Origin of the sequence: Amycolatopsis sp. (assembly GCF_025464955.1) — a bacterium.
Taxonomy (GTDB): Bacteria; Actinomycetota; Actinomycetes; order Mycobacteriales; family Pseudonocardiaceae; genus Amycolatopsis.
Genome location: NZ_JAODNM010000154.1, coordinates 31,234 through 50,367, shown reverse-complemented (window position 1 = coordinate 50,367; position 19,134 = coordinate 31,234). Strand labels below are relative to the sequence as shown.

At 67.7% G+C, this 19,134-nt stretch carries 20 protein-coding genes and 1 pseudogene; 9 read left to right on the top strand and 12 right to left on the bottom strand.

Annotation, left to right across the window (positions count from 1 at the left end; translation table 11 throughout):
• Positions 1 to 299: 299 nt before the first annotated feature.
• The 8 genes and pseudogenes from JWQ81_RS39045 to JWQ81_RS39010 all read right to left on the bottom strand — a co-directional run.
• Positions 300 to 632 (bottom strand): annotated as a pseudogene (locus JWQ81_RS39045) (lysine 2,3-aminomutase); the annotation flags it as partial.
• A gap of 409 nt (positions 633 to 1,041) precedes the next feature.
• Positions 1,042 to 1,398, bottom strand: a complete 357-nt coding sequence (locus JWQ81_RS39040; RefSeq protein WP_297549832.1) for a zinc-binding dehydrogenase — start codon at positions 1,396 to 1,398, stop codon at positions 1,042 to 1,044.
• Between the two features lie 136 nt (positions 1,399 to 1,534).
• Positions 1,535 to 2,749: a cytochrome P450 gene (locus JWQ81_RS39035; protein ID WP_297549830.1), complete on the bottom strand. Its 1,215-nt coding sequence runs from the start codon at positions 2,747 to 2,749 to the stop codon at positions 1,535 to 1,537.
• Entirely contained in the window at positions 2,746 to 3,138 is a 393-nt protein-coding gene (locus tag JWQ81_RS39030; RefSeq protein ID WP_297549828.1) for a carboxymuconolactone decarboxylase family protein, read from the bottom strand. The genes JWQ81_RS39035 and JWQ81_RS39030 overlap by 4 nt, the downstream gene beginning before the upstream one ends.
• Positions 3,135 to 3,971 carry an NAD(P)-binding domain-containing protein gene (locus JWQ81_RS39025; protein ID WP_297549826.1) on the bottom strand — a complete coding sequence of 279 codons (837 nt, stop codon included), beginning with the start codon at positions 3,969 to 3,971 and terminating at the stop codon, positions 3,135 to 3,137. Before JWQ81_RS39025 ends, JWQ81_RS39030 begins: the two co-directional genes overlap by 4 nt.
• Before the next feature lie 22 nt (positions 3,972 to 3,993).
• A complete protein-coding gene (locus JWQ81_RS39020) occupies positions 3,994 to 4,188 on the bottom strand; it encodes a ferredoxin (protein ID WP_297549825.1) in 195 nt (64 codons plus the stop codon).
• Between the two features lie 142 nt (positions 4,189 to 4,330).
• A complete protein-coding gene (locus JWQ81_RS39015) occupies positions 4,331 to 5,152 on the bottom strand; it encodes an SDR family NAD(P)-dependent oxidoreductase (RefSeq protein ID WP_297549823.1) in 822 nt (273 codons plus the stop codon).
• Positions 5,153 to 5,170: 18 nt separating this feature from the next.
• Positions 5,171 to 5,995 carry an SDR family NAD(P)-dependent oxidoreductase gene (locus tag JWQ81_RS39010; RefSeq protein ID WP_297549821.1) on the bottom strand — a complete coding sequence of 275 codons (825 nt, stop codon included), beginning with the start codon at positions 5,993 to 5,995 and terminating at the stop codon, positions 5,171 to 5,173.
• 75 nt (positions 5,996 to 6,070) lie between these two features.
• Between JWQ81_RS39010 and JWQ81_RS39005 the strand changes: the two genes are divergently transcribed.
• Positions 6,071 to 6,652 carry a TetR/AcrR family transcriptional regulator gene (locus JWQ81_RS39005; RefSeq protein ID WP_297549819.1) on the top strand — a complete coding sequence of 194 codons (582 nt, stop codon included), beginning with the start codon at positions 6,071 to 6,073 and terminating at the stop codon, positions 6,650 to 6,652.
• 248 nt (positions 6,653 to 6,900) lie between these two features.
• Positions 6,901 to 7,233, top strand: coding sequence for an EthD domain-containing protein (locus tag JWQ81_RS39000; RefSeq protein ID WP_297549817.1), 333 nt, complete (start codon positions 6,901 to 6,903; stop codon positions 7,231 to 7,233).
• Positions 7,234 to 8,191: 958 nt separating this feature from the next.
• Here JWQ81_RS39000 and JWQ81_RS38995 read toward each other — a convergent pair.
• On the bottom strand, positions 8,192 to 9,595 hold the full coding sequence (locus tag JWQ81_RS38995; protein ID WP_297549815.1) for a lysine 2,3-aminomutase: 1,404 nt from the start codon (positions 9,593 to 9,595) through the stop codon (positions 8,192 to 8,194).
• 141 nt (positions 9,596 to 9,736) lie between these two features.
• Between JWQ81_RS38995 and JWQ81_RS38990 the strand changes: the two genes are divergently transcribed.
• The 3 genes from JWQ81_RS38990 (at position 9,737) to JWQ81_RS38980 (ending at position 13,892) form a co-directional block, all read left to right on the top strand.
• Positions 9,737 to 11,335, top strand: coding sequence for an amidohydrolase (locus JWQ81_RS38990; protein ID WP_297549813.1), 1,599 nt, complete (start codon positions 9,737 to 9,739; stop codon positions 11,333 to 11,335).
• Positions 11,336 to 11,504: 169 nt separating this feature from the next.
• Complete coding sequence (gene lnt, locus JWQ81_RS38985; RefSeq protein ID WP_297549932.1) at positions 11,505 to 13,100, top strand: apolipoprotein N-acyltransferase; 1,596 nt, start codon at positions 11,505 to 11,507, stop codon at positions 13,098 to 13,100.
• A gap of 24 nt (positions 13,101 to 13,124) precedes the next feature.
• Positions 13,125 to 13,892 (top strand): polyprenol monophosphomannose synthase, encoded by a 768-nt coding sequence (locus JWQ81_RS38980; protein WP_297549812.1) that lies wholly within the window; start codon positions 13,125 to 13,127, stop codon positions 13,890 to 13,892.
• Positions 13,893 to 13,969: 77 nt separating this feature from the next.
• Here the strand turns inward: JWQ81_RS38980 and JWQ81_RS38975 are convergent, their stop codons facing one another.
• A complete protein-coding gene (locus JWQ81_RS38975) occupies positions 13,970 to 14,314 on the bottom strand; it encodes an RNA polymerase-binding protein RbpA (RefSeq protein ID WP_297549810.1) in 345 nt (114 codons plus the stop codon).
• A gap of 226 nt (positions 14,315 to 14,540) precedes the next feature.
• Positions 14,541 to 15,299 carry a thymidine kinase gene (locus tag JWQ81_RS38970; protein WP_297549808.1) on the bottom strand — a complete coding sequence of 253 codons (759 nt, stop codon included), beginning with the start codon at positions 15,297 to 15,299 and terminating at the stop codon, positions 14,541 to 14,543.
• Positions 15,300 to 15,507: 208 nt separating this feature from the next.
• Between JWQ81_RS38970 and JWQ81_RS38965 the strand changes: the two genes are divergently transcribed.
• The 3 genes from JWQ81_RS38965 (at position 15,508) to JWQ81_RS38955 (ending at position 17,895) form a co-directional block, all read left to right on the top strand.
• Entirely contained in the window at positions 15,508 to 16,206 is a 699-nt protein-coding gene (locus JWQ81_RS38965) for a transglycosylase family protein (protein WP_297549806.1), read from the top strand.
• 118 nt (positions 16,207 to 16,324) lie between these two features.
• Positions 16,325 to 16,672 (top strand): YciI family protein, encoded by a 348-nt coding sequence (locus JWQ81_RS38960; protein ID WP_297549804.1) that lies wholly within the window; start codon positions 16,325 to 16,327, stop codon positions 16,670 to 16,672.
• Positions 16,673 to 16,674: 2 nt separating this feature from the next.
• Positions 16,675 to 17,895 carry a sigma-70 family RNA polymerase sigma factor gene (locus tag JWQ81_RS38955; protein WP_297549802.1) on the top strand — a complete coding sequence of 407 codons (1,221 nt, stop codon included), beginning with the start codon at positions 16,675 to 16,677 and terminating at the stop codon, positions 17,893 to 17,895.
• On the opposite strand, the gene JWQ81_RS38950 is transcribed toward JWQ81_RS38955, so the two are convergent.
• Positions 17,892 to 18,674, bottom strand: a complete 783-nt coding sequence (locus tag JWQ81_RS38950; protein ID WP_297549800.1) for a glycerophosphodiester phosphodiesterase — start codon at positions 18,672 to 18,674, stop codon at positions 17,892 to 17,894. The genes JWQ81_RS38955 and JWQ81_RS38950 overlap by 4 nt on opposite strands.
• A gap of 66 nt (positions 18,675 to 18,740) precedes the next feature.
• On the opposite strand from JWQ81_RS38950, the gene JWQ81_RS38945 reads away from it, so the two are divergent.
• The gene (locus JWQ81_RS38945; protein WP_297549798.1) at positions 18,741 to 19,124 is read left to right on the top strand and encodes a hypothetical protein; all 384 of its coding nucleotides are present in this window, start codon (positions 18,741 to 18,743) and stop codon (positions 19,122 to 19,124) included.
• Positions 19,125 to 19,134: the final 10 nt, after the last annotated feature.

The window sequence follows — 19,134 nt, the reverse complement described above, 5'->3', positions numbered from 1 at the left end:
CCCTCGTGTCACTCCTCAATTCGACCTTCAATTCATGTCAGGAGAATTAACCTGGCACGACTTTGATCTCCTCATCGCCGCAAGAAATACGGGAATAATGTGCACCCCTCCACGTCCACTGAACTGTCTACAGTGGACTCCCTGGGCCGTCCTGGGGCCGTGAGATGTTGAGTCACAACGGGTCACAACCACTCCTAAGTAGCGCCTGGGCCTGCGGAAACACCTCAGGTGACATCAAGTGAAACACGCGGCGGTGCGGGACGCGTCGTGCATGCGTCCCGCACCGCCGCATCCGAGCTTCAGTCCTGCTGCTCGGCCCACCAGTGGCGGCCGGTTTCGGGCAGCGTGGAGATCGGGTCGTAGTAGGGGTAGCGCTGAGCCAGCGCGTCAGCGGGATCGGTGATGGTTTCCCGGTCGACGCTGGTCAGGTAGTTCTTCGTCCAGTACGAGATACCCTTCTCGCGGTCGTACTCCGCGAGCTGGTGGACCCAGCGCTTGCCCACGAACGGCACATCGCACACGATCCGCGGCGTCGCGTAACCGGGCAAATAGCCCATGATCGCGTGCTGCAGGTCCTGCGCTTCGGCGACCGAAACGCGCCAGTGCTCGGCGTTCGGGATCATGTCGCACATGATCGGACCCATGCCGCGACAGGCGCTGTCACGGACCTGACCTGCGCAGATTCAAAATGACTAAGGTCGTCGGCAGCGCCGGGGCCTTTCTGGGGACTACTGAGTTGAGCCCGCTTTTCGGGGTGCCCGTGGGCCGCAGCGGCGGTCGACGGGGTCGCCGCCCGTAGCTCAGCCGAAAGATGGCAAGCGACAAGCATTATGTATGGGTGTTCGTGGCGTAACGGCGGCCGGGAAGCCCGCTGAACGCTAGTTCTCCCAGCCTCATCGAGCTGCGCCCAAAGCCGATCACCCAATCCGCATGGCTACTCTGCGTAGCAGGGTTCGGGTAATGACGTCTGTGCCGATTCTCTTCGCGGCGTGTTACCCCTGGCCTGCTGTACGCCTGGTTTAGTGGAGAGGCCGCCAGCCTTCAAGTGTGGATGTGGTCGGCGAACACCGCGTAGGTGACCTTGATGCTCTTCGGTAGGTCGACCATCCTCACCGTGGGGACCTCGCCGATCAGGGGGCCGAAGTAGACCAGCATGCCGAGTCGGCGCAGAACCTCGATCGACGACCAGAATGTGGTGGAGCCGCCACCGTCGAAGACCGCGTGGACTCCTTCGCCCCGGGTGAGTTCCATGACGCGTTCGACGAAGTCCCCGTCCCTTGAGTCGAGCACATGGTCGGCACCGGCTTCCTTGGCCGCCGACACCTTCTCCTCCCGGGAGACCAAGCCGATGACCTGAGCTCCCCGGAGCTTGAGTAGCTGGGTGAGGATGCGCCCCACACGCCCGCGGCGGCGTGCACGAGAGCGGTCTGCCCGTCGCTCAGCGGCGCGGACTCCATGGTGAAGTGGTGGGCGGTCAAACCCTGCATCAGTTGCGGAGGATGGCGGTCGGTCGCCGTCCCTGTTCCGGGGCCGGTCACCAGGTGACCATGAGTTTCTTGACGCCGTAGTTGGTGCCGTGGACATCCATCGGGACCTCGTCCTGCGGGACTGCCAGGCGGAGGTTGGGGAACTGCTCGAACACACGCGGGAGCACCGTTCGCAGTTCGGCGCGGGCGACGTTCTGGCCGAGGCACTGGTGCACGCCGTAACCGAACGCGAGGTGGCGGGCCATCTTGCGGTCCAAGTCGGGCACATCGGGGTTGGCGAAAGCGCGAGGGTCACGGTTCGCGGCGGCCATGGAGACGACCACCAGCTCGCCTGCGGTGATGTGCTGGCCGCCGAGCTCGAGATCTTCGGTGGCGCGGCGGCTCAGCCCGAACTGGACGATCGTGAGATACCTCAGCAGCTCTTCGACGGCGGGCCCGACCATCGCCGGATCACTGACGAATCGTGCGCGCTGATCAGGATGCGTCAGCAGGGTGAGGGTGGAGAGCCCGAGCATGGCCATGGTGGTGTCGTGGCCGGCGAACAGAAGCAACACGCCGACGCTGACCAGGTCCTGGTCGGTCACGATCGAGCCTTCTTCGCCCGACGAGCGGATCAGCTCGGCGAGCAGGCCTTCCGCATGCGGATCCCGGCGCTTCAGCGCGACCAGCCCGGTGACGTAGTCGACCAGCCAGGACGAACCGGCGTCGCGTTGTGCCTTGGACTTGCTGGTGTCCATCATGACGTCCGTCGCGCTGTGAAAGTCGTGCCGGTCCCGTGCGGGCACGCCGAGCAGTTCGCAGATGACCAGGCACGGGATCGGCATGGACATCGCCTGCACGAAGTCCACTGGTCTGGGTCCGGCCGCCATCGCGTCGAGCTGCTCGGTGACGATGCGGTCGATGAACGGTTGCAGCCGCAGTCCTACGGCCTTCGGGCTGAACTTGCCGGCCAGCAGGCGCCGGTACGCGGTGTGGTCGGGTGCGTCCATCTCGACGAAGGTGGTGCCGAAGGAGACCAGCCCAACGGCCGGCTCAACGCCTTCTTCCCCTGGTATGTCATGACGGGACCGCAAGGTGGAACTCATCCGTGGATCGGAGAAGACCTGGCTGCCTTCGTCGAACCGGGTGACCAGCCAGCCTTCCTGGCCGCTCGGGAAGCGCATGCGCACGATGGGCAAGTCCTCGCGCAGCTCGTGATAGGCAGTCGGCGGGTCGAGCGGCGTCTGCCGTTCGATGGGCATCTCGGGAAGGATTGCGGTCATGGCTGTTCCCCTTTCCTGGCGGCCAGCGCCGCCTCGACTCCCTCGCTGACGGCGGTGCCGTTGCCCCAGCCGACGTAGTAGTTCAGGTGCAGGACCGCCTCGCGGAGTTCGTCCCCGGTCAGTTCCTTGTTGACCAACGCGCCGGTGACCTGGATCCGGATCAGGTCCGCGCGGCCGATCGCCGCGGTGGCACCGATGACCAGCAGCCGCCGGTCCCGTACCGACAGGCCGGGGCGGCTCCAGATCTCGCCGAAGAGATGGTCGAAGGTCACCTGCATGGCGGGGGTGCTGGCGGTCGGCATACCGGCCACGAAATCCGGTCCGTAAACGGCTTCCATGACATGACGGCCCGCGCTGGTCTCGCGGTACTGGTTCTGTTCGGTGGTCACGCTGTCTCCAGGGTGTCGAGAATGTTGTCGCGGACGGTGTCGATCAGCGGTGTCGTGATGGCGAGTGCGGCGGCGAGCTCCTGCGCGGCCGCGAGGTCCTTGTCCATCAGCACGCGCATGTGCGGGGACATCGCCGCCGCGGTGCCGGACCAGCGCATCCGTTCCAGCAGGAACAAGGTGGCGCCTTCAGGATCGGCCTCGTTGATGACCTCGAGCAGCCGCTGCGGCGCGACCCCTGCCGCCGCGGTGAGCGCGGTTGCCTCGCGCACGGCGCGGAAGGAGCTGTAGGTGATCATGTTGCGGGCGATCTTGGTCGCCATCCCGGCTCCCACTGGTCCGCAATGGACTACCGCCTTGGCGAAATCGTCGAGTACCGGCCGTGCGGCCTCCACGACGGCCTCGTCACCCCCGACAATGGCGACCATGCCGTGCTGGGCGGCTTTGTCGCCGGGGGTGACGCCGCAGTCGAGCAGCCGAACTCCGACGGCGGCGCAGACGTCCGCGAGTTCGCGCACCACCGGGACCGCGACCGTGCACAGCAGCACCACGATCAATCCGTCCTGTGCCCCGGCCAGCACACCTTCCGGGCCGGACAGGACGGTCCGGGCCTGCGCGGCGTCGACCACCGCGATCAGCACGACGTCACTGGCGCGGGCCACCGCCGCGGGTGAACCGAGTGGCGCCGGTACGCCGACCAGGTGGTCAGCCGTGTCCGGCCGGATGTCATAGACGGCCGGGACCCGGCCGGACGCGGCCAGGCTGACGGCGACGCCGCCGCCGATGATGCCGAGCCCGATCACTCCGGCGCGAGGTGTGACGGAAGCTGCGCTCATCTCGTGACTCCTTGTGCTGTGGTCATTCCCGCACCAGAATCGCCATCGCCGGGCATACCGCGGCGGCATCGCGAGCTGCCTGGTGCAGTGCCTCGGCCGGATTCGAGTCCAGCAGGATCACGACCCCGTCGTCGTCGCGCTGATCGAAGACATCCGGCGCGGCCAGCACGCATTGCCCCGCCGCACAGCATTTGTCCACATCGATAGTGATCTCCATCTGTTCCTCCGACGAATCCGATACGATCTCGGGCGCCAGTCATCACCTGGATATGCCCAGCGTTTCCGGCTCGGCAAAAATGTCCGGCCAAGCTTCAGGGAATCGTGTATCACACGACGATCAGCAGCTCGGCTGTGCCGAGTTATCGCAGGTTGAGAGACTTGCGCAAGTCCCGGTATTCTTCGTCAACGAGGGGAATGATCGACTCCGCGTTGGGGAGTACCCAGAACTGGTTGTCCCGAACGGCGTTGAAGATCATTCTCCCCGCTTCGTCCCCGCTGATCCCGTCGGCGACGACGTCAGCCAAACGGTCGAGATTCTCCTGTGCCTGCTTCGACAGCGAGCCGGCCGCATAACGAGCCGCGGTTCCGGTCATGATCGCGGACTTCACCCCGCCCGGGCAGACCACTGAGACACCGATCGGCGCCTGCAAGGCAAGCAATTCCTCCCGCAGCGTCAGGGAAAGGCCGATCACCGCCGCCTTCGACGCCGAGTAAGGGGCGAGCTGAGGGGTCGGGGTGAGGCCGCCCATTGACGACACGTTGACGATGTGCGCTTGCCCGCCGTGCGCCAGCATGCGCGGCACGAACGCGCGGATCCCGTGCACGGCGCCATACAGGTTCACGCCGAGAGTGTGGGTCCAATCGCTCAGCGGCTGCTCCCACGCCGCACCCATGGTGGCCACTCCGGCGTTGTTGCACAACACGGCGACCGAGTCGAACCGGGCATAGGCCGCCTCGGCCAGTGATTCGACCGCGTCAGGGTCGCTGACGTCCGTGGTCACGGGCAGAACCTCGATGCCGTAAGCCTGCTGAAGCTGCGCTGCGGCGGCGGACAGGGGAGCTCCGTCGATGCCGGCCACGACGAGGTTGGCCCCGGCTGCGGCAAACGCCTCGGCGATACCTCGGCCGATCCCGGATCCCGCACCCGTGACGACAACTGCTTTTCCGGTGAACTCCTGCATTTTCCTGTCTCCTCAACACTAGTCGGCGGAGCGACTGAATTTCTCCCACTCGCCGAGTTCGGTCAGCCGCCGATTGTCAGCGGCCAGGATGTGCTCGAACGCGGCACTGCCCAGGGGCACGCGCAGCGGAGGGCGGTCAAGGGCACTGAGGTCGAGCACGAATCGGGCGGCACTCTCGGCTGTGGTGCCGGCGGAGGCGCCGTCGGCATAGGCCGAGGCGAGCCCGTGCAGCAGGGCGGCGTACGGCTGGCTGGGCGCCGGAATGGCCATGGACGACGCGATCGAGGTGGCCATGCGTCCCGGTTCCACGATGGTGACCGCGATGCCGAACCCGGCGACCTCGAGGGCGAGTGCCTCGAGGAATCCTTCGGCCGCGAACTTCGCGGCGACGTAGGACGCCAGCCCGGGGGCGGGCGCGAGGCGTCCGCTGACCGACGAGATCTGGACAAAGTGCCCGCGTCCGGCTTCCCGCAGCAGCGGCAGCGCCGCCTTCACCACGTTCACCACGCCCCACAGGTTGGTGTCCACCACGGCGTGCATGTCCGCCAGGCCGACGTCTTCGATGCTGACGATGTCGGCTCGGTCGGCGTTGGTGATGATCACGTCCGGCACCCCGAAATGTTTGACGGCCGCGTCCATCGCGGCTTGCGCCGCGGCGGCGTCGGTGACGTCGAGCGCGAATGCTGCCGCACTGCGCGGGTACGCGGCCACCAGATCGCCGACCGACTCGGGATTTCGTGCCGTGAGGACCACCCGATGTCCGGCGGCGAGTGTCGCCTCGGCGATCGCGCGTCCCAACCCGCGTGAGGCACCGGTCAGGAAGAACGTCTTGCTGTCAGCCATCACCATCTCCCTCCACACGAACTCCTGAACACCTGTTCAGTGGCGACTGTAGCTGAACAGGTGTTCAATGGTCAAATGGATGCCCGAGACCTCCGCGCCGAACTGATCGCCGCAGCGGTCGGCATGCTGGCCGAGCCGCAGGCCGTCGCGGTGCCGTCGCTTCGCGCGATCGCTCGCAAATGCCAGGTCGCACCCTCTGCGGTCTACTGGCACTTCCCCTCCGAGGCCGAACTCCGGTCGGCGGTACTGGAGGTCATGTACGCGGACATGGTCGAGTGCATCGAACAAGCCATATCCCGCACTCCGGCAGGGGCGGATCCCCTCGTGGCACAGGCGCAGGCCTACGTCCGGTGGGGACTGGCCCATCCCGGCGCCTACCAGCTGCTGTTCGAAAGCGACGATCCGGTGCCCGTCGAACGCGCCGAGCACGGCCCCCGGCTGCAGAACCGGATCGTCGAGCTCGTGGCCGCTGCCGATCCGGGCAGGCCGCTCGCCTCGGCTCTGCTGCTGTGGTCGGCCTACCACGGTCTGGTATCGCTGCGGCTACACAAGACCGATTGGGACTGGGAACTCAGCGCGGACGAGGCGACTGCCAGAATCGTGACCGCAATGACAGCGACATCGGCCGGCGACACCCGGCATCGTCGCGCCCGTTAGCGCGTCGGAACACCGGCCCCCTCCGCCTTGAAGCGCTGCGCCAAGCCGTCGACCGGGGCGATGAACAAGTCGGGTTCGAGTGATTGTCCGCGCGCATTCCCTCTTCCACGCACGAGATGGGCTTCACTCGAAGGGGTGGACGTGCGGAGTGGCGGGGTCCACCTCACCTTGGCCCGCCGGTCCTGAACACCTGTTCATGGTATGCTGGAACCAGGGCTGAACACGTGTTCAGGTAAAGGAGATTCATCATGTTCACCGTCATGACCGTGATCCGGAAGAAGCCGAACGTCACGACCGAAGAGTTGCGGCACTTCATGAAGAACATCTACGGGCGGACCTACCAGGAGATGCCGCAGACCAGGTCGTATGTCCAGTACTTCCTGTCGGATCTGGCCACCGACGACGCGGAAGACCCGATCGACGCGATCGTTCAGATCAGTTTCGATTCCGAGGAAACGATGCGCGAAGCGCTCCAGGCCGACAGCTATGAGAAAGCCGCGAAGGCCCGCGAAGAATACATGCGGGAGACCTCAGTCGGAATTCACTCCGCCCTCGTCGAGGAGACCAACAAGATGGTCTGAACGCGGATCCCCGACGGTCTGCCGGACCGTCGTGCGAGCGACGCCGAAGTGCTCGATCAGCTCGGACTCCGACCTGCCCCGAGCCTGCTGACCTGAAGAACCAGATCGTGCCCGTGCTCGTCACTGCAGTGACCCGGCCCGGCAGTGGAAGGCCCTCGCTCCGTTCGGGCTGGATGCTCACCAAGGGACAGTTGTGAAGCCGAGGCCGAACGCGTCCAACGGCAACTTCACGACCTCGGTCATGCCTGCCAGCGTGAATATCGCAGACTCGAATATGTGCAGTCCGTCGGTATCGCCCAGCGCGATTATCCAGACCCATTCGTGGAAGTGGTGACGAAAGCGATCGCGACGAGCTATTGATACTGGTTGGCGATTCGAAGGTAGTGAGCCGTCGGGGCTGTGTCTGGGGACACGTCGCAGGAGCCTGTGCGGATTTCGGCGAAGCCCGCGGGTGGGACACTAAGCGACAGTTCGGTTGTTGTACGCACACCAGCATCGAAGTGGTTACCGTTCAGGTCGCCGAAGTGCTTGCGCAACCGGCAAAGGGAAACGCTCAACGCGGGCCGGCCGAGGTCCGGCATCACCCCGATCGATGGGGGTAGCGGTATGTCACTCGCCGGAATCGACCTGAACCTGCTGGTCGCGCTGCGTGAACCCTGGCGATTCCGCCGCGGGTGAGTGTCGCGAATGTTTGCCAACGGATGTGGAAATGACTCAGCCTTGAAAAGCAGTGATCGATGCCCTTGAAAACGATTGTTTGCCACGCTTTCGGGGCGCTTCGACGTGTGGGACATCTGACCTCTGGGCCTTCTCTGGGCCTTTTGACGTTCAGTCACGTCCAGCCCTAACCGGTCCTGACCAGCCCGAACGAGGCGTGCGGCGCGAGGGCCTGAGAAGTTACCTGGATCCGGTTTTGGGAGCACCGCAGCCGGGTGCCCACAAAACCGGACCGGCTGGGCTAGCGGCCCTGTTCAGCCCACCATTGCTGTCCGGCTTCGGGCAGTGTGGAGATCGGGTCGTAGTAGGGGTAGCGCTGCTGGAGTGCGTCGGCGGGGTCGAGGATGTTCTCTCTGTCGACGCTGGTCAGGTAGTTTTTGGTCCAGTAGGAGATGCCGTTGACGCGGTCGTACTCCGCCAGCTGGTGGACCCACCGCTTCCCGACGTAAGGCACGTCGCAGACGATCCGCGGCGTCGCGTACCCCGGCAGATAACCCATGATCGCGTGCTGCAGTTCCTGCGCCTCATGCACCGAAACACGCCAGTGCTCCGCGTTCGGAATCATGTCGCACATGTAGAAGTAGTACGGCAGGATGTTCGCTTCCCCCTGCAGCGCGAAGCAGAGGTCGAGCAGGTCCGCCGGAGTCGCGTTGACCCCGCGCATGAGCACACCCTGGTTGCGCACGTCGCGCACGCCGACGTCGAGCGCGGTCCGCGCCGCCTCCGCGACCAGCGGCGTCACCGACTGCGCGTGGTTGACGTGGGTGTGGATCGCCAGGTTGACGCCCCGCCGCTGCGCGGTGACCGCGACCCGCTCGAGCCCCTCGACGACCTTCGGCTGCAGCCAGTGCTGGGGGAGTCCCGCAAGCGCCTTGGTCGCGAGCCGGATGTCGCGCACGGTGTCGATGTCCATCAGCCGCATCAGGAACGACTCGAGCTGCGGCCACGGCACGTTCGCGACGTCGCCGCCGGACACGACGACGTCGCGGACCCCGGGCGTGCGCTGGAGGTAGTCGATCATCGCGTCCTGCCGGTCGACCGGTTTCAGCGACAACTTGTGCTTGTCGACCTGCGGGGTGGAGTTGCCGACCAGGTCCATCCGCGTGCAGTGCCCGCAGTACTGGGGGCACGTCGAGATCATCTCGGCGAGCACCTTCGTCGGATAGCGGTGGGTGAGCCCCTCGGCGACCCACATGTCCGCCTCGTGCAGCGAGTCCCGCTCCGAATGCGGATGGCTCGGCCAGGCCAGGTCGCGGTCGCTCTGCACGGGAAGCATGTAGCGGCGGATCGGGTCAGCGTAGAACGCCTCGGTGACCTTGTCCGGATCACTGCCGGCCGTCGGCGCCATCGTGTTCAGCATCTGCGGCGGGAGCAGCATCGACATCGTCGCCATCTCGCGCTGGTCGGCGGCGAGATCGTCGTAGAACCGGTCTTCGAGCAGATCGCCCATCAACGCGCGCAGCTGCTTGATGTTGCGCACACAGTGAACACGCTGCCACTGTGCGTCACGCCATTGGGTCTCGGTGACGTCGCGCCACCCGGGGTAGCGCCGCCAATCCGGCTCGACAAGTTCGGTCCTGACGTAGTCGTACGGCTGCTCGAGGGTGGTGGCGGCCGGCGCGACAGGTTCCTGGATCGCAGTCATCTGTGCTCCCTGAGGTCTAGGTGACGTGAAAATATCCTGCCATATCGTTCGAATTACGTAAATATTGTTGTGTTACGTGTTTTTTACAATATCGCTCACCCCGGCCGATCGCAGCGTCACCCACCGGGCAGACTCGGTCCCGTGACGAACGACAGCACCACGCTCCTGCTCGGGGGCCGCATCTACGCACCGGGCGCCTCCGACGCCACGGCGATGGCCATCACCGGCGACACCGTGGTCTGGATCGGCCAGGACGGACCCGCACGCGCGCTGCACCCTGGCGCCGACGTCGTCGACCTCGACGGCGCGTTCGTCTCACCCGGCTTCGTCGACGCGCACGTCCACGCCACCGCGACCGGCCTCCACCTCACCGGCCTCGACCTCACCACCGTGCGCGACGCCGGCGAGCTGCTCGCCGCGGTCGAGAACGCCATCCAACCCGGTGAGGTCCTGCTCGCCCACGGCTGGGACGAATCGCGGTGGACGAACCCCCGCCTCCCCAGTCGCGCCGAGCTCGACGCCGTCGCCGGGGGAGCCGCGGTCTACCTCAGCCGAGTTGACGTGCACTCCGCACTCGTCTCGACCGCGCTGGTCGCGCGGACCCCCGAAGCCCGCAACGCCGCGGGCTGGTCCGCGGACGGGCCGCTCACCCGCGAGGCCCACCATCGCGTCCGCACCGCCGTGCGGCAGGCCGTCACGCCGACCCAGCGGCACCGGGCACAGGAAGCGTTCCTGCGCACCGCGGCCGCTCGCGGAATCGTGAGCTTGCACGAATGCGGGGGACCCGACATCTCCGGCGAGCAGGACCTCGCCGACCTCCTCGCGCTGGCCACCCGACCCGGGCTCCCCGAAGTGGTCGGCTACTGGGGCGAAGCCGGCGCCGTGGCCACCGCGCAGCGACTGGGCGTCCGCGGCCTGGCCGGCGACCTGTTCGTCGACGGCGCGCTCGGCTCGCACACCGCGGCTCTGCACCAGCCCTACCTCGACGAGCCGGACACCTCCGGTGCGCTGTACCTCGCCCCCGAAGCCATCGCCGAGCACCTCGTCGCCTGCACCGAAGTCGGGCTGCAGGCGGGCTTCCACGTCATCGGCGACGCGGCGGTCGGCGCCGTGGTCGAAGGCTTCCGCCTGGCTGAGAAAGCCGTCGGCAGCCGCGCACTCGCCGCTCGCCACCACCGCCTCGAGCACCTGGAAATGGTTGACGCCGGCCAAGCCCGCGAGCTTGCCGCTTGGGGGGTCTCCGCCTCGGTCCAGTCACAGTTCGACGCCGCCTGGGGTGGCGCAGAAGGCATGTACGCCGCGAGGCTCGGCGTTGAACGCGCAGCCGGGCTCAATCCGTTCGCGGCCCTTGCCGCCGAAGGAGTCCTGCTCGCCCTCGGCTCGGACAGCCCGGTCACCCCGCTGGACCCCTGGGCGAGCGTGCGAGCCGCGACCTACCACCGCACACCGGGTTCGGGCCTGTCCGCGCGAGCGGCCTTCACCGCCCACACCCGCGGCGGGCACCGCGCGGCCGGCGTGCTGGACGGCATCACCGGAAGCCTCGTCCCCGGCGCCCCCGCGCACTACGCGATCTGGGACGCCGCGGAGCTCGTCGTCGCCACCTCAGACACCCGCGTCCAGCGATGGTCGACCGACGCACGGTCCGGCGTCCCACCCCTGCCGGTCCTCGAACCCGGCGCGGTCCTGCCCACTTGCCTGCGCACCGTCCGCGGGGGAGAAGTGATCCACGACGCCTTCTAGCTCACGCCCGGCGGCGGCCAGCCAAGTCCGTAGGGCGTGGTCGTCGTGCAGCTCCGCCACGGCGGCCTCGATCGGGTCCTCTTCGTGCGGCTCGGACCGCGTTTGAGCCCCGGGCAGGCGAGCAACGGCCCCTTCACCCCGGCCGCTTAAGGTGAGGGACGTGACCGTGGTGGAACAAGAACCCGTCGCGCCAGAAGAACCCCCGCGGCATCGCAGGTTCTCCCTCGCGTGGTTGACCCGTTTCGTCGGCGCCGGAGCCTCCGGCTACCTGTTCTACCTGAGCTTCGCGCCCCGCCCGCTGTGGTGGCTCGCGCCGATAGCCTTCGCCGGCCTCGGTCTCGTGCTCCACGGACGACGGTTCTGGGGCGCCTTCGGCCACGGCTTCGTGTTCGGGTTCGCGTTCTTCCTCCCGCTGCTGACCTGGCTCCAAGCCTTCCTCGGCGCGGACTTCGGCCCCTGGCCCTGGCTCGGCCTCTGCGCCGCGCTGGCGCTCTACTTCGGACTCGCGGGCGGACTCATCACCTGGGTCGCGAAACTCCCCGGAGCGCCGATCTGGATGGCGCTGGTCGTCATCGCCACCGAAACCCCCCGCTCCTGGTTCCCCTTCGGCGGCTTCCCGTGGGGCCGTGTCGCGTTCAGCCAGCCCTCGGGCGCATTCCTGCCGCTGGCGTCGGTCGGTGGCGCGGTGCTCGTCGGCTTCGCCGTCGTACTCACCGGCTTCGGCCTCTCGACCGTCATCCTCCGCGTGTCCCGCACGAGCTGGACTCCGCGCACCCTCGCCGTCCCCGTGGCCGCCGCGCTCATCCCCGTCGTCGCCGGGCTCGCCCTCTGGCCGACCATCGGCACCGACGCCCAGGACGGCTCACTCACCGTCGCCGCGGTCCAGGGCAACGCCCCCGACACCGGCCTAGGCATGCTCACCCAGGGCGCTGACCTGCGTGGCTCGCACATCGCCGAAAGCGAAGCGCTGATCGCCGACATCCGCGCCGGCCGCGTCCCCAAACCCGACCTGGTCGTCTGGCCGGAGACCGCGACCGAGGTCGACGGCCCCGACCCCGTCCTCGACCGACTCGTCGCCGACTTCGGTTCACCCGCCCTGATCGGCGCGCTCTACCGGCTGCCCAACGGCGAGTACTCCAACGCACTGGTCGCCTGGGACCCCAAGACCGGCCAGGGCGCGCACTACACCAAACAGCAGCTCGTGCCCTTCGGCGAGTACGTCCCCGCCCGCGCCCTCGCCGAAAAGGTCACCCCGTTCGTCAAGAACATGGACGAGCGCGTCCCCGGCGACGGCTCACCGGCCGTCCTCGACGTCGCAGGCACCAAGGTCGGCGCCATGATCTGCTACGAGGTCACCTACGACTACGTCGGCCGCAACGCGGTCAAGGCCGGCGCCGAGCTGCTCACCGCGCCCACCAACAACGCCTGGTACGGCCGCAGCGAGATGAGCTACCAGCAGCTCGCGATGTCCCGGCTGCGCGCGGTCGAGCACGGCCGGGCGGTGGTCGTCGCCGCCACCACCGGGGTGAGCGCCATCGTCATGCCGGATGGCACAATCAGCAGCTCGACAGGACTTTTCACCGCCGCTTCCCTGGTCGGTCACGTGCCGCTCAGGACGGCGACTACGCTGTCAGACCGTCTGGGAGTCTGGACGGAGTACGTACTGGTCGGAGCGGCACTCGCCGCGGTGCTGTCCGGGCTCGTACTCCGTTTTCGCACTTCCACCACCAACTCGAAGACAGCAGTTACACAAGCGGGGGCGTGAGGCCGCCGCTGAGGGAGGACACGGATGGTGCAGGCGCCGCGGGGGGCCCAGGGAATCGATCCGGTACTGGTGGTGATCCCGACGTACAACGAACGGGAGAACCTCGGCCCGATCCTGGCCCGGCTGCACGGGGCACTCCCCGAGGTCCACGCACTGGTGGTCGACGACGGCAGCCCTGACGGCACCGGCGAGCTCGCCGACGAGCTGGCCGCCGCCAACGAGAAGATCCACGTCATGCACCGGACCGAGAAGGCCGGGCTGGGCGCGGCCTACGTCGCCGGGTTCCGCTGGGGACTGGCCAAGGAGTACGCCACCATCGTCGAGATGGACGCTGATGGTTCGCACGCGCCCGAGGACCTCCCTCGGATCCTCGACGCACTCGGCGGCGCCGACCTCGTCATCGGCTCGCGGTACGTCCCGGGCGGCGGCTCGGTGAACTGGCCGGCCAGCCGGAAGCTGATTTCCCGCGGCGGCAACATCTACTCCCAGCTCGCGCTCGGCGTGAAGATCAAGGACATCACCGCCGGGTTCCGCGCGTACCGCCGAGAGGTGCTGGAGAAGCTCCCGCTCGACGAGGTCGCCTCGCGCGGCTACTGCTTCCAGATCGACCTCGGCTGGCGGACCCTGCGCGCCGGGTTCGAGGTGGTCGAGGTGCCGATCACCTTCACCGAACGCGAGATCGGCGAGTCGAAGATGAGCAGCTCGATCGTGCTCGAGGCGATGCTGCAGGTCGGCAAGTGGGGCATCCGCCACCGCCTGCAGCAGCTGCGCCGCCTCTTCAAGCGCGGCTGACACCGAACCAGCACAGCAGAAAGCCCCCGCGACGATGGTCGCGGGGGCTTTCTCTTGTCTGGCTGGGGGAGAGCTACCTAGGCCGAGCGGGTCCGGCGACCCTTCAACTCGGCGAGACGTTCGTTGAGCAGGTCCTCGAGCTCCGGGATGGAACGACGCTCGAGCAGCATGTCCCAATGCGTCCTCGGGGGCTTGACCTTCTTCTGCTCGGGGGTACCGCCGTCGATGATTTCGGACTCGCTGCCGTGCAGGCGGCACTCCCAGACCGACGGGATCTCGGCGTCGTCGGAGAACGGCACCTCGAACTCGTGGTTCTTGGGACACGCGTAGCGCACGGTGCGCCGGGGAGCGAGATCGTGATTGCGGTCTGTCTCGTAGCTGACCGCTCCCAGCCGGCTTCCACGAAGAACACGGTCGGCCATGATGGGGTCCTTTCAGTCGGCTCCTGGCGGAGCCTGGGCGATGCTCACCCTATGCAACGAGCGGGATGGCCGGGAGATTCCCGGAGCATCATGTCATTGCTCACGATGAGCTGCATCACCCGGCGGCAACAGCTTCTCTTGATAGGAGTTCTTTCGGCCCGTTACGTGACGCGCTTGAGGCCTTCTTCGTGCTGGTATCCCCCAGATGGGCTATCGATGCCCCTGTTCAGGTCAGTCGTAACTGAGCGTGTTGGCCTCGTACGGGTCCGAGATCTCCGCTCCGAAAGTGCCGTCGGCACAATACTTGATAACGCACAGTAGCGCTTTCGGCCTCCATCGGCAATAAAGCTGAACTTTCAACTACGGACGGTTCCGTATCGGCTACTACAACGGTGTCCCCGGCCCGCACCACCTCACCGTCGAGCACCCGCGCGTTGAACCGCCCGGTCGCCCCGCACCAGCACAGGACTTCGACCTGCACCGGCTGCAGCTCGTCAGCCAGCTCGAACAACCGCCGCGCACCCGGGAACAGCCGGCTGCGGAAGTCCGTCGCGATCCCGAAGCAGTAGACGTCGATCTCGGCGTCGTCCGCGAGCTCGCCGAGCTGCTCCACCTGCTCGGGGGAGAGGAACTGCGCCTCGTCGACGATCAGGTAGTCCAGGTGCCGCCCTCGCGCCCAGTACTCACGCACCAACGTCCTGAGGTCGGTGTCGGCCCCCACCTCGACCGCGTCCCTGGTGATCCCGATCCGGCTGCTGATCTGCGGCACACCCGACCGGTCGTGCCGGACCAGCAACAGCCCCTGGCGACCCTGCCGGGCGTGGTTGTGGTTGATCTGCAGCGCCAGCGTCGACTTCCCGCAGTCCATCGGCCCGTAGCAGAACTTCAGCTTGCCGCCGGCCGGCGCGCGGCGGCGGGAACCGGCCACCTGGGCCGGCGACAACGCGCCGGTCGGGTCGGTTTCGCTGTCCTTAAGCACAGTCACGACCGTCGACCCTATCGGTCGACCACGCGACGACCGGCGCACGGTTGCCCCCGGCCCGGGTCCCCGCGCAACCGACGGTCGACGCGCCCGGAAACCGGCTTCGCGGTCGTCGGCGTGTCGCTCCTCGGCATCCCCCATGTGGTGTGTGATTCTGATGTTATCCCTGTTTCTCTTGTGGCTTGTGTGATCGTTACTTACTGTGCAAGCCATGAAGCAGTCCCGAGTCGGCGCGTTCACCCGCGCCCTGATGAGAGTCACTCTCGTCTGTGTCGCGGTTGCCGGCATTCCGCTGGTCACAACCTCGGCGGCACTCGCGGACCCAGCCGGCGCCACCTGGGCCAAGCTCCGGATGTGCGAAGCCAGCGGCCACTACGCCGTCAACACCGGCAACGGATACTACGGTGCGTATCAATTCGACGTGCCCACCTGGCAGAGCGTCGGCGGCCACGGCCGCCCCGACCAAGCCACTCCCGCCGAGCAGGACTACCGCGCGCTCTACCTCTACCGCATGCGCGGCTGGCAACCATGGCAATGCGCCGGAATGCTCAGCCTCCGCGACGACGGAGACGCCCGCAGCAAACGCGCGCCCAGCTACGCCGACGCCGCCTACATCGGCGGTGGCGGGTCACCGAACCCTTCACCGTCACCCGGACCGGTCGCGCCGCCCGGCGGCCCCAAACCCGCCTGGCCCGGAGTCGTCTACGCCTACGGCGACTGCGCACCCGCCCTCAAGGCCTTCCAAGCCCGGATGAACGTCTACGGCTATGGCTTCGCCGCCACCGGGTGCTACTACGAAAAGACCAGAACCGCCGTCCTCGAGCTCCAACGCGCCAACGGCATCAACGATTCCGGCAGGCTCGGCGTCAAGACGTGGACAGCCGCCTGGGACGGCAAGAAACCCCGCTGAGCAGACTGAGCAGATTGGGCAGAAACTCGTCGCACGCGGTTGTCCATCGCGGCGGGTGGCCGTTCGTCCCTACAGTGGAAGCCGGCGATCGGCGCCGGTCCACACCCAAGGAGCCCAGATGCCTACCTATGCCGCCCTCACCTACACCATCGACGTCGACTGGACGCAGCCCGAGTACAGCCAGGAGATGAAGGAGTACAACGAATTCGGCGAGGCCGCGGCCGCCGTGATCAGGGGTGGCAACGCGCTCTACCCGACCGCCACCGCCACGACCGTCCGCGTCACGGGCGGCAAGGGCGGCGACATCGTCACCAGCGACGGCCCCTACGCCGAGACCAAGGAAGCGCTGACCGGCTTCTACCTGCTGGAATGCGCCGACCTGGATGAAGCCGTCAAGCTCGCGGCGGCGATCCCGGCAGCCTGGGCGGGAGCCGTCGAAATCCGGCCCATCATCCAGTTCGGCTGACGATGGCGGCCGGTGACGCGGTGGCAAGGCTGGTGCGGGAGGAAGGCACTCGGGTCCTGGCCACGCTCGTCCGCGTCACCGGCAGCGTCGACCTCGCACAGGACGCCACGCAGGATGCGCTCGTGCGCGCGCTCGAAACGTGGCCGCGTGACGGCGTACCCGACAACCCGCGCGCATGGCTGATCGTGACGGCGAAGCGCCGCGCGATCGACCTGATGCGCCGAGAGGCGCGGCGGGGCGGGAAGGAGACCGACGCGATGGTCTTCGCCGAGCCAGGCCCCGAATCACCCGAAGTGGTGCGCGACGACCTCCTGCGGCTGGTCTTCACCTGCTGCCACCCATGCCTTGCCGTGGACGCCCAGGTCGCGCTCGCGCTGCGCACCCTCGGCGGGCTGTCGACCCAGGAGGTCGCCCGCGCGCTACTGGTGCCGGAACCGACCATGGCCAAGCGGCTCACCCGCGCCAAGCAGAAGATCACCCAGGCTGGCATCCCTTACCGTGTACCTGCCGCCGAGGAGCTCCCCGCACGGCTCACCGGCGTCGCCGCGACGATCTACCTGATCTTCAACGAGGGCTACGCAGCCGGGGCGGGCGCGGAACTGGTGCGAGTCGGCCTCGCCGCCGAAGCCGTCCGCCTCGCCCGGCTGCTCGCCGAGCTGATGCCCGACGAACCGACCGTGCTCGGACTGCTCGCGCTGGTCATGCTCCAGGACTCCCGCCATGAAACCCGCGTCGACGCCGAGGGTAGGCCGGTGCTGCTGGCCGACCAGGACCGCGCCCGCTGGGACCACCGCGTCATCCGCGAGGGCGTCGAGCTGATCGGCCGGGCGCTGAAGCGAACCCCGGACCGGCCCGACCGATACGTCGTGCAGGCGGCCATCGCAGCCTGCCACGCTCTCGCGCCCACTTACGCCGACACCAACTGGGAAGCGGTGGTGTCCTGGTACGACGTCCTACTGCGAATCCAGGACAACCCAGTCACGCGCCTCAACCGTGCCGCCGCGCTCGCCGAACTCGACGGCCCGGCCGCCGGCCTCGCCATCGTGGACGATATCGGCGAACTGGCGGCTTATCCGTGGTGGCACGCGACCCGCGCCGAACTCCTGCACCGGCTGGACCGCCCCGACGAAGCCCGTGCCGCCTACGACCGCGCCCTCGCCGCCGGCATGAGCGAACCTGTCTCCGGCCACTTGCGCCGACGATCCGCCGAACTCCCGCCCTAACCGGCGTGCCAGGCCCCGCGCTCGACCAGCACGTCCCGCAGCAGGTCCGGCCGGTCGGTCACGATCCCGTGCACCCCGAGATCCAGCAGCTCCCGCATCTGCGCGGCGTCGTCGATCGTCCAGGTGTGCACCTCGACCCCGGCCCGGTTCGCCGCCGCCACCATCGCCCGGTCCACCACCGTCAGCGGTCCCTGTCGCACCGGCACCTGAGCCATCTGCCCTCGCACCAGGAAACCGACCGGCAGCAGCGGCAGTCGCGACTTCGCCAGCAACGCAGCCACCGAGCGCGGGCCCATCGACGTCGCCAGCTTCGGCCCGGCTATCTCGCGGAGCTTCGCGAGCCGGCCATCGGAGAACGACGCGGCAGCGACGCGGTCGTAGGCACCGGCACGGTCGACCGTGCGCAGAAACGCCGTCACCGCACCGCCCGACTTCACGTCGACGTTGAACCGGGTCTCCGGCAGCTCCTCGAGCACGTCCTCCAACCGGGCGATCGGCTCCCGGCCCCCGACCTTCGCACCCTTGATCTGCGCCCAGGTCTGGCCGGCGATCGACCCGGAACCGTCCGTCGTCCGGTCGAGGGTGGCGTCGTGCTGGATGACGACCACGCCGTCGGAAGTGGCGTGCACGTCCGTCTCGACGTACCGGTACCCCTCCGCCACGGCCTGCCGGAACGCCGACAACGAGTTCTCCATGCCCTCCAGCGCGCCGCGATGCCAGCCGCGGTGGGCGAACGCGCGAGGTAGGGGAGTGTCCAGGTAGGGATGCGTAGTCGGCACGCCCACAGTCTGCCCTTCCGGCGTGGCCCGGGCATGAGCGGATAGTGGACGACTAGGGTCATCGCCGTGAGCGAAGTGGCGGAGAAGACCTCGGCGACGCGCGACGAGCTGGCCGAACTCCGGCGCCCGGGCGCGTCGAAGCACTGCGGCTGGTGCGGCCGAAGGCTGCCTGAGAGCGGCAACGTCGGCCGCCGGCGCCGCTACTGCGGACAGTCGTGCCGCCAGCGCGCCTACGAACGACGTGCCGCTGTGCAACGAAGCGGACTACCCGAAGACGCCGTCGTCCTCTCCGACACCGAGGTAGCGACCTTGCAGGACCGGCTCTTCCAGCTCCGCTGCGCCGCCGAAGACGTCGTCACCGCCGCGGACGACGGCGCCGGCCCGGACGAGCTGCGCAAACTCGCCGACGAGTTGGCCAGGACGGCCAAGGAACTCGAACAGCTCCGCTAACCGACCTCCG

Coding starts and splice junctions, on each gene's coding strand:
- JWQ81_RS39035 (WP_297549830.1), bottom strand. CDS start 2,749: ATGACCGCAATCCTTCCCGAGATGCCCATCGAACGGCAGACGCCGCTC.
- JWQ81_RS39025 (WP_297549826.1), bottom strand. CDS start 3,971: ATGAGCGCAGCTTCCGTCACACCTCGCGCCGGAGTGATCGGGCTCGGC.
- JWQ81_RS39020 (WP_297549825.1), bottom strand. CDS start 4,188: ATGGAGATCACTATCGATGTGGACAAATGCTGTGCGGCGGGGCAATGC.
- JWQ81_RS39015 (WP_297549823.1), bottom strand. CDS start 5,152: ATGCAGGAGTTCACCGGAAAAGCAGTTGTCGTCACGGGTGCGGGATCC.
- JWQ81_RS39010 (WP_297549821.1), bottom strand. CDS start 5,995: ATGGCTGACAGCAAGACGTTCTTCCTGACCGGTGCCTCACGCGGGTTG.
- JWQ81_RS39005 (WP_297549819.1), top strand. CDS start 6,071: ATGGATGCCCGAGACCTCCGCGCCGAACTGATCGCCGCAGCGGTCGGC.
- JWQ81_RS39000 (WP_297549817.1), top strand. CDS start 6,901: ATGTTCACCGTCATGACCGTGATCCGGAAGAAGCCGAACGTCACGACC.
- JWQ81_RS38995 (WP_297549815.1), bottom strand. CDS start 9,595: ATGACTGCGATCCAGGAACCTGTCGCGCCGGCCGCCACCACCCTCGAG.
- JWQ81_RS38980 (WP_297549812.1), top strand. CDS start 13,125: ATGGTGCAGGCGCCGCGGGGGGCCCAGGGAATCGATCCGGTACTGGTG.
- JWQ81_RS38975 (WP_297549810.1), bottom strand. CDS start 14,314: ATGGCCGACCGTGTTCTTCGTGGAAGCCGGCTGGGAGCGGTCAGCTAC.
- JWQ81_RS38965 (WP_297549806.1), top strand. CDS start 15,508: ATGAAGCAGTCCCGAGTCGGCGCGTTCACCCGCGCCCTGATGAGAGTC.
- JWQ81_RS38960 (WP_297549804.1), top strand. CDS start 16,325: ATGCCTACCTATGCCGCCCTCACCTACACCATCGACGTCGACTGGACG.
- JWQ81_RS38955 (WP_297549802.1), top strand. CDS start 16,675: ATGGCGGCCGGTGACGCGGTGGCAAGGCTGGTGCGGGAGGAAGGCACT.